This window comes from Streptomyces sp. NRRL S-1022 (assembly GCF_000720135.1).
Classification (GTDB): domain Bacteria; phylum Actinomycetota; class Actinomycetes; order Streptomycetales; family Streptomycetaceae; genus Streptomyces.
The window spans coordinates 322,301-335,341 of sequence record NZ_JOIU01000005.1 but is presented as its reverse complement, the minus strand read 5'-3'; the positions used below and the strand labels follow the sequence as shown (position 1 = coordinate 335,341).

General features: G+C 74.7%; 10 protein-coding genes. 6 read left to right on the top strand and 4 right to left on the bottom strand.

Annotation, left to right across the window (positions count from 1 at the left end; all coding sequences use genetic code 11):
• Window positions 1-3 precede the first annotated feature (3 nt).
• Window positions 4-1,287, bottom strand: coding sequence for a TerD family protein (locus IG05_RS0107650; RefSeq protein WP_030340353.1), 1,284 nt, complete (start codon window positions 1,285-1,287; stop codon window positions 4-6).
• Window positions 1,288-1,615: 328 nt separating this feature from the next.
• Here IG05_RS0107650 and IG05_RS0107645 point away from each other — a divergent pair, with 328 nt between their 5' ends.
• The 4 genes from IG05_RS0107645 (at window position 1,616) to IG05_RS0107630 (ending at window position 6,405) form a co-directional block, all read left to right on the top strand.
• Entirely contained in the window at window positions 1,616-2,053 is a 438-nt protein-coding gene (locus IG05_RS0107645; RefSeq protein WP_030340352.1) for a DUF6643 family protein, read from the top strand.
• Window positions 2,054-2,096: 43 nt separating this feature from the next.
• On the top strand, window positions 2,097-2,921 hold the full coding sequence (locus IG05_RS0107640) for an MOSC domain-containing protein (RefSeq protein WP_030340351.1): 825 nt from the start codon (window positions 2,097-2,099) through the stop codon (window positions 2,919-2,921).
• Window positions 2,922-3,134: 213 nt separating this feature from the next.
• The gene (locus IG05_RS0107635) at window positions 3,135-3,740 is read left to right on the top strand and encodes a hypothetical protein (RefSeq protein ID WP_030340350.1); all 606 of its coding nucleotides are present in this window, start codon (window positions 3,135-3,137) and stop codon (window positions 3,738-3,740) included.
• 229 nt (window positions 3,741-3,969) lie between these two features.
• On the top strand, window positions 3,970-6,405 hold the full coding sequence (locus tag IG05_RS0107630; protein WP_030340349.1) for a right-handed parallel beta-helix repeat-containing protein: 2,436 nt from the start codon (window positions 3,970-3,972) through the stop codon (window positions 6,403-6,405).
• Window positions 6,406-6,421: 16 nt separating this feature from the next.
• Here IG05_RS0107630 and IG05_RS46725 read toward each other — a convergent pair whose 3' ends face one another.
• The gene (locus IG05_RS46725; protein ID WP_234335791.1) at window positions 6,422-9,001 is read right to left on the bottom strand and encodes a hypothetical protein; all 2,580 of its coding nucleotides are present in this window, start codon (window positions 8,999-9,001) and stop codon (window positions 6,422-6,424) included.
• 518 nt (window positions 9,002-9,519) lie between these two features.
• Between IG05_RS46725 and IG05_RS0107620 the strand changes: the two genes are divergently transcribed.
• Both IG05_RS0107620 and IG05_RS0107615 read left to right on the top strand, forming a co-directional pair.
• On the top strand, window positions 9,520-10,353 hold the full coding sequence (locus tag IG05_RS0107620; protein ID WP_030340347.1) for a DeoR/GlpR family DNA-binding transcription regulator: 834 nt from the start codon (window positions 9,520-9,522) through the stop codon (window positions 10,351-10,353).
• Between the two features lie 68 nt (window positions 10,354-10,421).
• On the top strand, window positions 10,422-10,895 hold the full coding sequence (locus tag IG05_RS0107615; RefSeq protein WP_030340346.1) for an SRPBCC family protein: 474 nt from the start codon (window positions 10,422-10,424) through the stop codon (window positions 10,893-10,895).
• Here IG05_RS0107615 and IG05_RS0107610 read toward each other — a convergent pair whose 3' ends face one another.
• Both IG05_RS0107610 and IG05_RS0107605 read right to left on the bottom strand, forming a co-directional pair.
• Window positions 10,896-11,681: an enoyl-CoA hydratase/isomerase family protein gene (locus IG05_RS0107610; RefSeq protein ID WP_030340344.1), complete on the bottom strand. Its 786-nt coding sequence runs from the start codon at window positions 11,679-11,681 to the stop codon at window positions 10,896-10,898. It abuts the gene before it with no gap.
• Window positions 11,678-12,940 (bottom strand): cytochrome P450, encoded by a 1,263-nt coding sequence (locus IG05_RS0107605; RefSeq protein ID WP_030340342.1) that lies wholly within the window; start codon window positions 12,938-12,940, stop codon window positions 11,678-11,680. The genes IG05_RS0107610 and IG05_RS0107605 overlap by 4 nt, the downstream gene beginning before the upstream one ends.
• Window positions 12,941-13,041: the final 101 nt, after the last annotated feature.

Genomic DNA, 13,041 nt, shown 5'->3' with positions numbered 1-13,041 from the left:
GGCTCACTTGCGGCCGGGCCTCCAGTTCATGCCCCAGCCGTAGGCGCGGTCCACGGTCCGCTGCGGGCTCGATCCCCGTTCGGGCACCAGGTAGCGGGCCTCGCGCTGGACGAGGAGGTCGCCGCCGGTGTTGGTGATCAGCGCGAGCGCGCACACCCGGGAGGCGACGGTGCACTCGTCCAGCGAGAACTCGATGGGCGCGCCGTGCTCCGGCTGGAGGGTGACGGTGGCGTGCAGGTCGGCGAAGGAGCCGGCGCCCTCGTAGATGGTGACGAAGACGAGGATGCGCTGGAAGTCGCGCCGGTGGTCGAGGTTGACGGTGAGGTTCTCGCCGCTCGCCACGGCGCCGGTGCGGTCGTCGCCGTCGAGATGGATGTACGGCGGCCGGTGCAGCGAGCCGAAGGAGTTGCCGAGGGCCTGGACGACTCCCTTGCGGCCGTCGGTGAGTTCGTACAGCGCGCACAGGTCGAGGTCGACGTCGCCCCGACCGCCCCACCGGCCGCCCCAGCCCGGGGACTGCTTGCGCGTCTGCCAGTTGAGGTTCACCCGCATGGCACCGGAGGTGCCGCCCTGCTTGGCCAGCGAGACGGACGGGGCCGCCTTGGTGAGGGTGACCTTGGACAGGCGGACCGGCTGGGCCGCGGGCGCGGGCGGCGGGGGCGGGGCCGCGGCCGGGCGGGCCGGCGGGGCGGGAGCCGCGGCGGGGCGCGGCGGCGGGGTGGCCCGGGCCGGTGCCGTGAGCGGTGCGGCGGGCCGTGCGGTGTGCTGCGGCTCGTCCACGGTGATGCCGAAGTCCGTTGCCAGGCCTTCCAGTCCGCTGCTGTAGCCCTGGCCGACGGCCCGGAACTTCCAGCCGCCCTGGCGGCGGTAGAACTCGCCGAGCACGAAGGCCGTCTCCACGGTCGCGCCGGGACTGTCGAAGCGGGCGACGACCTGGCCGCCGGCCGCGTCGCTCACCTCGATGTAGAGGTCCGGGACCTGCCCGAACGTCCCGCCGTCCGCGGAGGCGGCCAGCACGATCCGGTCGATGCCGGCCTCCACGCGCGCGAGGTCGGCCAGCAGGGTGTCGGTGACGCGTCCGCCGGCCGTCCGCTTGCCCTCGTGGCGCACCGCGCCGGAGGAGTGGGCGGGCTGGTTGTAGAAGACGAAGTCCCCGTCGGAGCGGACCTTTCCGGCCGCGAGCAGCAGCGCCGAGGCGTCGGCGTCCGGCACTCCGGGGCCGGAGCGCCAGCCCAGTTCGACGCGCAGCGCCGTGGCCGGCACCGGTGTGTTCGACCCTTTCGGCATGGACATGTCCGCCCCCTCATCTGTCGGCTCCCGGCCTTCGCCCTTCACCCTCAGGCCGTGCCGTCGCCGCCCGCGTGTCCGGAACCTGTCGTCCCTACCCGCCCAACCTATGACCGGGGACGGCGCGCGGCCATGAACGGCACAGCAAGATCGCCGGTCAACCGCCGGTAACCCCGAAGGAACTCGGCTTTTACACGATCCAAACGTTGATCTGCGTCCCTTTTTGCCGAGTTCGCTCGGATTGGGGATAGCAGACCACTGGCGACACGGAAAACAACCCTCTTATCGGTCTCCCCAACCAGCACATCGTGGGCTTAACTTATGTGCCATGACCTCCCCCCGCTCCACTTATGGCGGCGGCTACTACTCCGCCTCCTTCCCGGACACCCCGATCTACGACTCGCTCGTCGCCGAGCGTGGCACCCCGCAGATCGCCCCGATCCGGGTCCCCGCCGCCTACGACACGGGCAGCAGCCTTCCTGCCCTGCCGTCGGCCCTCCCCGCCCTCCCGGCGGCCCCGTCATACCAGCAGCCCCCCGCCTACGGCTACCCGCAGCAGCAGCCCGCACCGCTGCAGCAGGCGCCCACGGCGTACATCCCGCAGCAGGCGAGCGCCCCGCGCGGCTATCCCGGCCAGCAGGCCCCGCAGCAGCAGCGTCCGATGGCGCCGGGCAACGGGTACGAGGCCATGCGCCCGGCCGCTCCGCGCCCCGCGCCGGCGCCCTACCAGGACCCGTACAACAACCAGCAGTACCGCGGCTACTGACGGCGCGTCCCGGCCGTCGGTCCTGCCTGGCACGATGGACGGCATGGGAAACGCCGAAGTGGAGTCGCTCCATGTCCATCCGGTCAAGGCGTTCCGGGGCATCTCGCCCCGGCAGGCCGTGGTGGAGCCCTGGGGGCTGGCCGGGGACCGACGCTGGACGCTGATCGACCACGGGGGAAGGGTCGTCACACAGCGCGAGCAGCCGCGCCTCGCACTGGCCGCCGCCGAGCCTCTGGCCGGCGGCGGCATTCGTCTGTCCGCGCCCGGCGCGGACCCGTTGACGGTCGAGGTGCCCGAGCCGACGGCGACCGTGCCGATGAGCGTGTTCGGCACGAAGGTGGAGGGGGTCCCCGCCGACGCGGCCGCGGACGCCTGGTGCAGCGCCTGGCTGGGGACCGAGGTCCACCTGGTCCACATGGACGATCCGGCCACCCGCCGTCCCGTCGACCCCGCTTACGCGCTGCCCGGCGAGACGGTGAGCTTCGCCGACGGCTACCCCCTGCTGATCACCGCGTCGGCCTCCCTGGAGGATCTGAACGGCCGGATCGCCGAGGGCCCGAACGCCCACGAGGGCCCCCTGCCGATGAACCGGTTCCGGCCCAACGTCGTCGTCGCCGGCACCGAGCCCTGGGCCGAGGACGGCTGGACCCGCATCGCCATCGGTGAGGTGGACTTCCGGGTCGTGAAGCCCAGCGGACGGTGCGTCGTGACCACCACCGACCAGACCACCGCCGTACGGGGCAGGGAACCGCTGGTCACGCTGGCACGCCACCGCCGGATCGCCGGGAAGCTGCTGTTCGGCCAGAACCTGGTGCCCCTCTCCCCCGGCACGATCGCAGTCGGCGACCCGGTACGCGTGCTGGGGTAGCCGCGGCGCGGGCGGCGGCCCCCGAGCGGCCCGATGACGGCCCCGCCGGACCGGGAACCCGGCGGCGCCTCCCGGTCGTTGAGTGCGTGAGAGATGGATGAGAGGCCGCGTGCTCCGGGTCCCGCGGCCGACGTGACGTCGCTCTCTCCCGGGCCGGTCCGGGAGTCGGGCGCCGGCACCGGGGGTTATGACGGACCGGAAGGGGGCGGAGTCATGCGAGCACTCACCGGGCTGTGGCGCTGGCGGCACAATGCGGTGCGCCGTAGGACCGATCTGGCCGAGGCGTGGGTGGCCCTCGTGGCGCTGCTGCTGATCGCGGTGGCCGCACCCGTCGCCGGCTGTCTGGCCGGCGCCGCCGCCCAGGACTCGCTCCAGCGGTCCGCGCGGCAGCAGCAGCACGCGCGCCACCTGGTCACGGCCACCGTGGTCCGGAACCTGGGCGGTGCCATGCCGGAGTCCGATCCCGACACCAGTGCCACGCGCGAGCCCCACAGCCGCGTCCTCGCGAGCTGGACGGGGCCGGACGGCACCGCACAGCACGGCCCGCTCCTCACCGACCTCAGGTCCCCGCACCGCGGGGACCGCTTCGGCCTCTGGACCGACCCGCACGGCCGAATAACCGCCCGCCCGCTGGACTCCGCCACGGCGACGACGCACGCGGTGCTCGCCGGGCTCGGCACGGCCCTGCTGACGGCGGGCCTGGTCGAGGGCGGCCGCCGCCTGGCCGTGTGGCGCCTGGTCCGCCGGCGGTACGCCCGCTGGGACCAGGCATGGGACCGGGCGGGCCCGGACTGGGGCAAGGCGGGCACCGGCAGCTGACGGCCTTGCGGCTCTGGTCAACCGGGCGCGCACGCACACGCTACGGTGGACCGGCCGAAGCGCTTTCGGCGACAACCCGCGGGTGCGTGAACCCCGGGGCGCGCAGCTGACCGGGGCGCGAACGCGCTCACGCCCCTGGGGCCGAGCACGGTCGCTGCCCGGGCACCGGCGGCAGCGTCCCGGCGGGCAGCGAGCCATCAGTACGACGAGGTGGGGGCACGGCAACGCCATGGCACAGGGCACGGTCCAGGTGACGCACACCGGTACGTCGCGGTGGCGGCGCCGCACGGGTGAGTACGCTTCGCTCGCCGCCGCCCTGGAGGCCGCCGCCGACGGCGACGTCCTCACCATCGCCCCCGGCACCTACCGGGAGAACCTCGTCGTCGAGCGGACGGTGACACTCCGCGGGCCCGAGGGCTCCCCCGGCTCCGTGCGGATCGCCCCCGTGGACGGGGTGCCGCTCACCGTGCGGGCCTCGGCCGTCGTGCAGGACGTGCACGTGGAGGGACAGGACGCGGCGGCGCCCGCGGTGCTGATCGAGGACGGCACACCCGAACTGACGGACCTGCGGATCGTCACCCGGTCCGCCGCCGGCATCGAGGTGCGCGGCGGCGCCCGCCCGACCGTGCGCCGGTGCACCGTCGACAACCCGGCCGGCATCGGTGTCGCCGTACTCGACGGCGGCAGCGGGGTGTTCGAGGAGTGCGAGGTCGTCGCGGCCGGACAGGCGGGCGTGGCGGTGCACGGCGGTGCCCATCCGCGGCTGGAGCGCTGCCGGGTGCACCACGCCTCCGGCACCGGGCTGACGGTCACCGGCGAGAACTCCTCGCTGGAGGCGGTCGGGTGCGAGGTGTACGAGGTGCGCGGCTCGGGGGTGCAGGTGGCCCAGCGGGCCACCGCGCACCTGACCGACTGCGATGTGCACCGCACCACCGCCGACGGCATCACCCTGGACACCGATGCGGTGCTCACCCTCGCCGACTGCCGCATCCACGACATCCCGGAGAACGCGGTCGACCTGCGCTCCCGCTCGGTGCTCACGCTGACCCGGACGACGGTCCGTCAGTTCGGGCGCAACGGCCTGTCGGTGTGGGACCCGGGGACCCGGGTGGACGCCAACCAGTGCGAGATCTTCGACAGCACCGGCGACTATCCGGCGGTGTGGGTGAGCGACGGGGCCACCGCCGTGCTCGACTCCTGCCGGGTGCACGACGTGCCGGACGCGCTGTTCGTGCTGGACCGCGGTTCCCGCGCGGACGTGGTCGACAGCGACCTGTCGCAGGTGCGTAACACGGCCGTGTCGGTGAGCGACGGGGCGACCGCGCAACTGGTCGACTGCCGGATCAGGGAGGCGGCCACCGGCGCCTGGTTCCGCGACCACGGCAGCGGCGGCACGCTCGACACCTGCACGCTGGACGGCACCCAGACCGGAGTGATCGTCACCAAGGGCGCCGACCCGACCGTCGAGCGCTGCACGGTCGACTCCCCCGCCGAGGCCGGTTTCTACGTCTCCGCGGGCGGCCGGGGCAGCTTCCTGAACTGCCGGGTGACCGGCAGCGGCGGGTACGGCTTCCATGTGATCGACGGGTGCCGTACGACGCTGCGCAAGTGCCGCACGGAACGGTGCGCGCGCGGCGGGTACGAGTTCGCCGACGGCGGCCCGGACGCCGGGGCCGGCACCGGACCGGTCGTGGAGGACTGCACCAGCGACGAGAGCGGCGGCCTGCGGGCGCCCGCGGCCCGCGACGCGGCCGTGCAGACGGTGCCGCAGTCCGCCGGCCTGCTGGGGGCGCTCCCCGGGCCGCGGGCGGCGGAGCAGCAGCCGGTCGCCGCCGTGGAGGCGGACGATCCGCAGCGGACGCCGAAGGACGTGCTCGGTGAACTCGACGCGCTGGTGGGCCTGGAGAGCGTCAAGCGCGAGGTGCGGGCGCTGACCGACATGATCGAGGTGGGCCGGCGCCGGCAGCGGGCGGGGCTGAAGGCGGCCTCCGTCAAACGGCATCTGGTCTTCACCGGCTCCCCCGGCACCGGCAAGACCACGGTCGCCCGGCTCTACGGCGAGATCCTCGCCTCGCTGGACGTGCTGGACAAGGGCCACCTGGTGGAGGTGTCCCGGGTCGACCTGGTCGGCGAGCACATCGGGTCCACGGCGATCCGCACCCAGGAGGCCTTCGAACGGGCGCGCGGCGGTGTGCTGTTCATCGACGAGGCGTACGCGCTGTCCCCTGAGGACGCCGGCCGGGACTTCGGCAAGGAGGCCATCGACACGCTGGTGAAGCTGATGGAGGACCACCGGGACGCGGTGGTGGTGATCGTCGCCGGGTACACCGCGGAGATGGAGCGCTTCCTGTCCGTCAACCCGGGCGTGGCCTCCCGCTTCTCCCGCACCATCACCTTCGGCGACTACGGCCCCGGGGAGTTGCTGCGGATCGTGGAGCAGCAGGCCGACGAGCACGAGTACCGGCTGGCGCCGGGGGCGGCCGAGGCGCTGCTGAAGTACTTCACGGAGCTCCCGAAGGGCCCGGCGTTCGGCAACGGCCGGACCGCCCGGCAGACGTTCGAGGCGATGGTGGAGCGCCACGCGAGCCGGGTCGCCCAGCTGGCCGACCCGACCACCGACGACCTGACCCTGCTGTACGCGGAGGACCTGCCGGAGCTGCCCTGAGCGGTCGGTCCGCGGCTCAGTCCGGGGTTCCGGGGTCCGGGCGCTGGCCCGGCAGCCGCGGGTGCAGGCGGGTCAGCAGGCGGGCCCGTTCCCGGGTGAAGGCGGGGTCCGACTGGTAGTCGGAGTGGCCGAGGATCGGGGCCGGGAGCGGGTGGTCGGCGCTGCGGCCGTAGGCGAGCGGGTCCCGCAGCGGCTCGTGGTCCACGCCGGGAGCGGTGTCGTCGGGAACACGGGCGGGGACACGGACGGGGCCGCCGATGGGGTCGGTGCGGCGGTAGAGGTTGCGCCAGCAGGCGATGTCGCGGTGCAGGGCGGCGAGCGCGGGCGGGCCGAAGTGGGCCGGGAACCAGCGGCCGTAGAGGCGCTCCAGCGGGGAGCCGTAGGTGAGCAGGGCGACGCGGGCGCGTACGGACGGCGGCAGCTGCCAGGCCGCCGCGGCGGCGAGGACGCTGCCCTGGGAGTGGCCGGACAGGACCAGCCGGCCGCCGGTGCGCCGGGTCCAGGTGGCCATGCGCCAGGTCAGGTCCGGAACGGCGCGTTCGGCGTAGCAGGGCGGGGCGAAGGGGTGGGCGGCGCGGGGCCAGAAGGTGCCGACGTCCCAGAGGATGCCGATGGTGCGCCGCGCCGAGGCGTCCTTGTAGGCGCGCCGGCCCCAGGTCACGAACAGCAGGAAGCCGAGTCCGACCAGCCAGGAGCCCAGCGCCTGCGAGGTCTCGGCCACGCCCCGCACGAGGTGGTGGGCGTGGTGGGCGGCCCCGTCGGGCGTCTGTCCGGTGGCCAGGGCTCCGGCCAGCGCCGCGCCGCCCAGCACGAGGGTGGTGGCGGTGAGCACGGCGACGACGAGGGGCGCCCGGTCGGTCAGGGTGGCCATGGCCCGGGCGTCGGCGATGGCGCGGGTGCGGGGCGGGTCCTCCGGTTCGCCGGGGTGCTCGCGGCGGATCCGGGCGCGTTCGGAGTGGGCGAGGCGGGCGGTGCGCGTCGCGAGCGCGGCGGTCAGCAGGAGCAGGACCGCGAGCAGCGGCGGGATGGCGGAGGCCTGCCAGGTCAGCAGGACCGGCGGCCCGGCGAGCAGGGCGCGGGTGCCGTCGAGCCAGTCGGCGACCCGCTGCGCGACCCCGCCGGAGATCACTCCGCCGAGCGCGCAGGCGAGCAGCGCGACGGCTGGGCCGCCGAGGCCGCGCATCCCGGCGCGCGGGTCGGGGCGGCGCCGGTGCAGGTACCCGGCCACGGCGGCGAGGGCGAGGACGAGCAGGCCCTGGGCCAGCATGAGGGCGCCGAAGGCCGGATCGCCGGGCAGCCGGCCCGCGGACTGCCAGCCGGGCCGGGACCAGCCGGCGTAGACCAGGCCGAGCACCAGCAGGGCCGACGCGGCGAGCGGCAGACCGCGTACGAGGTGCCGGTCGAGCCGCCGGTCCGGCCGGCGCTCGCTGCGGCCCCGGCGGCACACCACGCCCACGACCGCGGCCCCGCAGGCGAGCAGGGCCACGGCCAGCAGCCGGCCGAGCAGGTCCAGCACCCCGGATCCGCCGCCCCGCTGATCGAAACGCATCGCCGGCGTGACGACGGCACCGGCCACGGTCAGCAACCCCGCCGCGGTGTGCGCCGCCCGCAACCGGGCGACCAACCGCCGCCCGTACCAGAACCCCGGCCGAGCGAGCGCGCTGCCGTGCGGGGCGGGGTCGTCGGCGCCCTGCTTGCCGCCGTGGGCGCTGGCCCCGGGGCGACGGGCGTCCGGCACGGCATCGGGGGCGTGGGGCATGGGGGCCGGGCCTCCCCGCTCGGGTCCGTCCGTTCCCCCCACGGACCCATGGGCCCCCGGCACGGGGGCCCCGGTGTCCAGGCCGAGGCCGTGAGCGCCCGGCACAGGGTCCTGGGCCCCCCGCCCGACACCGCCGGCACCCCGCCCGGCACCGCCGGCACCCCGCGCGGGACCGTCGCCGTCGGCGCCCCGGGCGGGACCGTCGCCGTCGGCGCCCCGGGCGGGACCGTCGGTGTCCGGTGAGCTGTCGTCGGGGCCCGGCAGGGGGGCGGTGGGCAGTGGCAGGTGGGACTCGTAGGCACGCCAGGTGCGGTGGGAGAGGTACCAAAGCAGAGCCGTCAGCGCGGTCGGCGGAACCGCGGCGAGGGCGAGCCTGCGGCCCGGGGCGCTCCACCAGCCGCCGGACCCGGTCGGCGCCGCGGGGCCCGCGGGCTCCAGGAAGGCCAGCCAGGAGTGGCGGCGGACGCAGGCGTGGGTGCCGGCGCACTGCCAGGCGACCAGGTCGAGCGCCACCTCGCAGGCGGCGGCCACCAGCAGCACGGTCAGGGTGAGGGCGGCCAGGCGCACCAGGAGGCCGTAGAGCCGGACCATGCGGGGCCGGGCGGGCGCGGCCGGCCGCATCCAGTGGGCGAGGTTGACGACCATGAACGGCAGCAGCAACAGCCACAGGGCGCGGCTGCCGTCTCCGGACGTGAGGTTGCACCAGACGTACGCCTCGCGGACCGGTCCGCGACGCGGGTGCCGCCCGGCCGGGCCGGTCGCGGTGTCCTCGGCGCGCCGGAAGACGGCCGCCGTGTCGTCGCCGGTGACGCGTACCGTGCGCGGATCACCGAGCATCTTCTCCGGCGTGGTGCCGCCGACCCCGTGCACCAGCAGTTCCAGCTCGGTCTCCGGCCCCGTGATCCGCTCCGCGTGCCCCCCGGACCCGTCCGGGCGCCCCTCGGCACACCCCTCGCACCGCCCGGCCTGCCGCCGCCCGCACTCCCCGCGACCGCAACCGTCCGGACACGCCCCGGCTCGCCCCGCGTACTCCCCGTGCTCCTCGGCCCGCTGATCGCCGCCCCGCGCGGCGGAGCCGTGCCCTGTGCGTTTCACTGGTCGCGCACTCCCCCGTGACGCCCTGACGTCTGTGCCGTGCGGGCTTCAGGATCTCGTCTCCGGCGGTCGCGTACGGCTCTCGTCACGGAATCTCCCCGAACCGGGTCACGGCGACCGGTCCGGCAGGCGGTGGCGCAACCGGGACCGAGCCGTGAAAAGATGGGACGCCCGCGCACCGCCGGACGGCCGGAACGTCCTGGTCGGAGCCGGTGCACCGGGCGTGTCGGACGGATGGCGGCGAAAGGACCGGAGCGTACGTGAGTGAGAATCAGAACCTCCTCGCGGAGCAGCGCCGCGCCCTGATCCTGGACGAGGTCCGGCGCCGGGGCGGGGTCCGGGTCAACGAGCTGACCCGCAAGCTCGGCGTCTCGGACATGACCGTGCGCCGCGATCTGGACGCGCTCGCCCGCCAGGGCGTGCTGGAGAAGGTGCACGGCGGTGCGGTGCCCGTCGTCGAGGCGAGCACCCACGAGCCCGGGTTCGAGGCGAAGTCGGGTCTGGAGCTGACCGCCAAGGAGGACATCGCGCGCGCGGCGGCCCGCCTGGTGGGTCCGGGCTCGGCGATCGCCCTGTCCGGCGGTACGACGACGTACGCGCTCGCCCAGCACCTGCTGGAGGTGCCCGAGCTGACCGTGGTGACGAACTCGGTGCGGGTCGCGGACGTCTTCCACGCGGCGCAGCGCACCTCGGGGCAGCGGCAGGGTTCCGCCACGGTGGTGCTGACGGGCGGGGTCCGCACCCCGTCGGACTCGCTGGTGGGGCCGGTGGCCGACCAGGCAATCGCCTCGCTCCACTTCGATCTGCTCTTCCTCGGTGTGCACGGCATATCGGCGGAGGCCGGCCTGTCCACGCCGAACCTCGCGGAGGCCGAGACCAACCGGCGGCTGGTGCACTCCGCGCGCCGGGTCGTGGTGGTCGCCGACCACACCAAGTGGGGTGTGGTGGGACTGAGTTCGTTCGCCACGCTGGAGCAGGTCGACGTGCTGGTGACCGACGCGGGCCTGCCCGCCGAGGCGCGGTCGGAGATGTCCGAGCACCTGCGCGTGGTGGTGGCGGGCGAGCCCGAGGACGAGGACTCCGCAGACATCTGAGGACCCCTCAGCTAAGGTGACGGTGCCGGTCAGTCACCCTGTGGGAGCGTCACGAGGGGGAATCGTCCATGGCTCGTCGTCTGCGCCCGGTGGATCTCGACTTCATCGGGGTCGCGCCCGTGCGTATGGTCTTCGCGCGGAACATCGCGGCGCCCCCCGAGCGGGTCTTCCGCGCACTCGCCGAGGACGTGCCCGGCTGGGCGGAGTGGTTCGCGGCCGTGACCTCGGCCCGGGCCACCGACGGCGGCGCCGGGCGGGAGATCCGGCTCCGGGGCGGAGGCCGGTTCACGGAGACCGTACTGGTCGCGAAGGCACCCGAGGTCTACGCCTACCGGGTGGACGCCACCAACGCGCCGGGCGCCCGTGCCCTGGCCGAGGAGTGGCGCCTGGTGCCGCACGGGGGCGGCACACAGGTGCGGTGGTCCTTCGCCGCCGACGGTACGGCACCGTTCCGGTTCGTTCTCCTGCTGGGCCGGGCCGGACTCAAGCGGGCCTTCCGCGACGCGGTGACGTCACTGGACCGACGGCTGTCCAGGAGCTGATCAGTCGCGGGCGTGATGCGCCTCGGTCACGACCGCTGCCATGAGTTCCGCGTCCAGCAGTGAGACGTCCGCCAGGCGGGAGGCGGCGGACAGCGAGTTGAGCAGCGTCTTGGTGACGCGCAGGGCCGCCGCGGGACGGCGGAGGACGGGCCTGGCCCAGGCGGCGACGGCCGCGTCCAGCTCGTGCGCCGGGACGACCTTCTGCAGGATGGACAGGGACTGGGCCTCCGCCGCGGTGAAGGCCCGCCCGGTGAGGACCAGTTCGCGGACCCGGGCCGCGCCGACCTCGTTGATCAGGCGGGGCAGCAGCCCGCCCCACGCGGTGGGCAGTCCGAGGGCCAGCTCGGGCAGCCGGAAGGTGGCGGTCTCGGCTCCCACCCGCAGATCGCAGGCGAGCGCCAGGGCCATGCCCGCCCCGATGGCCTTGCCGTGGACCCGGGCGATGGTGACGGCCGGGTTCCCGGTCAGGGCTTCGCAGACGCGCCGCGCCTTGGTGCCCGACGTCCGGATGCCGCTGCCGGTGGGGTCGTCGGCGAGGTGCCGGGCGTACTCTCCGCGGTCCCCGCCGAGGCAGAAGTCCTCCCCGCTCCCGGTGAGCACCAGGACCCGGACCTCCGGGTCCTGGTCCTGGAGGACCGCCAGGAGGTCGTCGAGCAGGGCGTCGGTGACGGTGTTGCCGTGCTCGGGGGTGTTCAGCTCGATGGTGAGGACGGGACCTTCCCGGCGGGTGCGCAGGGTGTGCCGGCCGGGGCCGGCCGGGAGGGTCTCGAAGGAGAGGGCGGTCATGTGGTCACTTCCAGGGAGGTGACGCGCCGGAAGACCATCCGGGGCGCGTAGGTCGGGGCCGTGGTCGGCCGCAGGGTGGGGAATCGTTCCAGCAGCTGGGTGAGCAGCAGGCGGGCCTCCAGACGGGCCAGGGCCGAGCCGAGGCAGTAGTGGGCGCCGCCGCCGAAGGTGAGGTGGCCGCCCTTGCGGCGGATGTCGAAGACGTGCGGGTTCTCGTTGCGGCGCGGGTCGTGGTTGGCGGCGCCGTAGAGGACGTGGACGGTGGTGTCCTTGGCGACGGGCACGCCGGCGAGCACGGTGTCCTCGGCCGCGTAGCGGGAGTTGAGGTGGATGGGCGGGTCGTAGCGCAGTGTCTCGTCGATCGCGTCGTCGATCAGCTCGGGGTGCCGGCGCAGCCGGTCGGCCCGGGCGGGGTCCCGGGTCAGGAACCACACCGCGTTGGCGAGCAGGGTGGCGGTGGTCTCCAGGGAGGCGATGGTGATGAACATCGTCAGGTCGTAGAGCGTCCGGTCCGCCGCCGCGCGGTCGTCGGGATGGCAGGCGTCCCAGTGGCGGATCCAGCCGGAGAGGACATCGTTGCCAGGGTGCGCGCGCCGGTCGGCGATCAGGCCGGTGAAGAAGTCCCGCATCTCGGCGGTGGCCCGGGCGGAGACCGCCAGGTCGCTCTTGGTGGGGAGCAGTTCCTGGGCATGGACCTGACGGTGGGTGAAGTCCAGGATGCGCGGGTAGTGCTCGGCCGGGACGGCGAGCCAGTGGCCGACGGTGTGGATCGGCAGCTGGTCGGCGACCAGGGGAACGAAGTCGGCCGTGCCGTCGGCGCGCAGGTGTGACGCGAGGCGGTCGAGGAGCCGGGTGACGTGGCCGGCGATCGCGGGCCGCAGGGCCTCCAGGGTGCCGCGGTCGAAGAGGTTGCCCAGGGCGCGGCGCTGGACGGTGTGCTCGGGCGGGTTGAGGCGGGAGAGGGTCCGGGTCATCTCCCGGGTCGCCGGTTCCCGCCAGCGCGCGGTGTCGGCCTGGCGCTCCTGCCAGTCGAAGTCGGGCACGAGCCAGTTCCTGCCGCGCAGGACCTGGCTGCACGCCTCGAACCCGGTCACGAAGTAGCCGCCCCAGGGAGCCGGCACCACGTCGCCCAGTGCGCGCAGCTCGTCCCAGACGGGAAGGGGGTCGGCCTGCCCCTCGCCGGACCGCAGGCGACGAAGGAGGGGGATGACGGCTCGGCGGTCGGTGGTGGTACCGCTCACGACGCCAAGGACGGTCACGCGGAGCTCCTTTGTGGCTGGGCGCTACCGATACGGCCGGAACCTACCCTTCCCCTCTCCTTCGTCATGCGCCTGACAGTGTTGCTCCCGTCACATGCCGC

Bases quoted from the DNA above. Each gene is read 5' to 3' on its own strand.
- IG05_RS0107610 (WP_030340344.1), bottom strand. From the start codon at position 11,681: ATGACCGCCCTCTCCTTCGAGACCCTCCCGGCCGGCCCCGGCCGGCAC.
- IG05_RS0107645 (WP_030340352.1), top strand. From the start codon at position 1,616: ATGACCTCCCCCCGCTCCACTTATGGCGGCGGCTACTACTCCGCCTCC.
- IG05_RS46725 (WP_234335791.1), bottom strand. From the start codon at position 9,001: ATGCTCGGTGATCCGCGCACGGTACGCGTCACCGGCGACGACACGGCG.
- IG05_RS0107630 (WP_030340349.1), top strand. From the start codon at position 3,970: ATGGCACAGGGCACGGTCCAGGTGACGCACACCGGTACGTCGCGGTGG.
- IG05_RS0107635 (WP_030340350.1), top strand. From the start codon at position 3,135: ATGCGAGCACTCACCGGGCTGTGGCGCTGGCGGCACAATGCGGTGCGC.
- IG05_RS0107640 (WP_030340351.1), top strand. From the start codon at position 2,097: ATGGGAAACGCCGAAGTGGAGTCGCTCCATGTCCATCCGGTCAAGGCG.
- IG05_RS0107650 (WP_030340353.1), bottom strand. From the start codon at position 1,287: ATGCCGAAAGGGTCGAACACACCGGTGCCGGCCACGGCGCTGCGCGTC.
- IG05_RS0107615 (WP_030340346.1), top strand. From the start codon at position 10,422: ATGGCTCGTCGTCTGCGCCCGGTGGATCTCGACTTCATCGGGGTCGCG.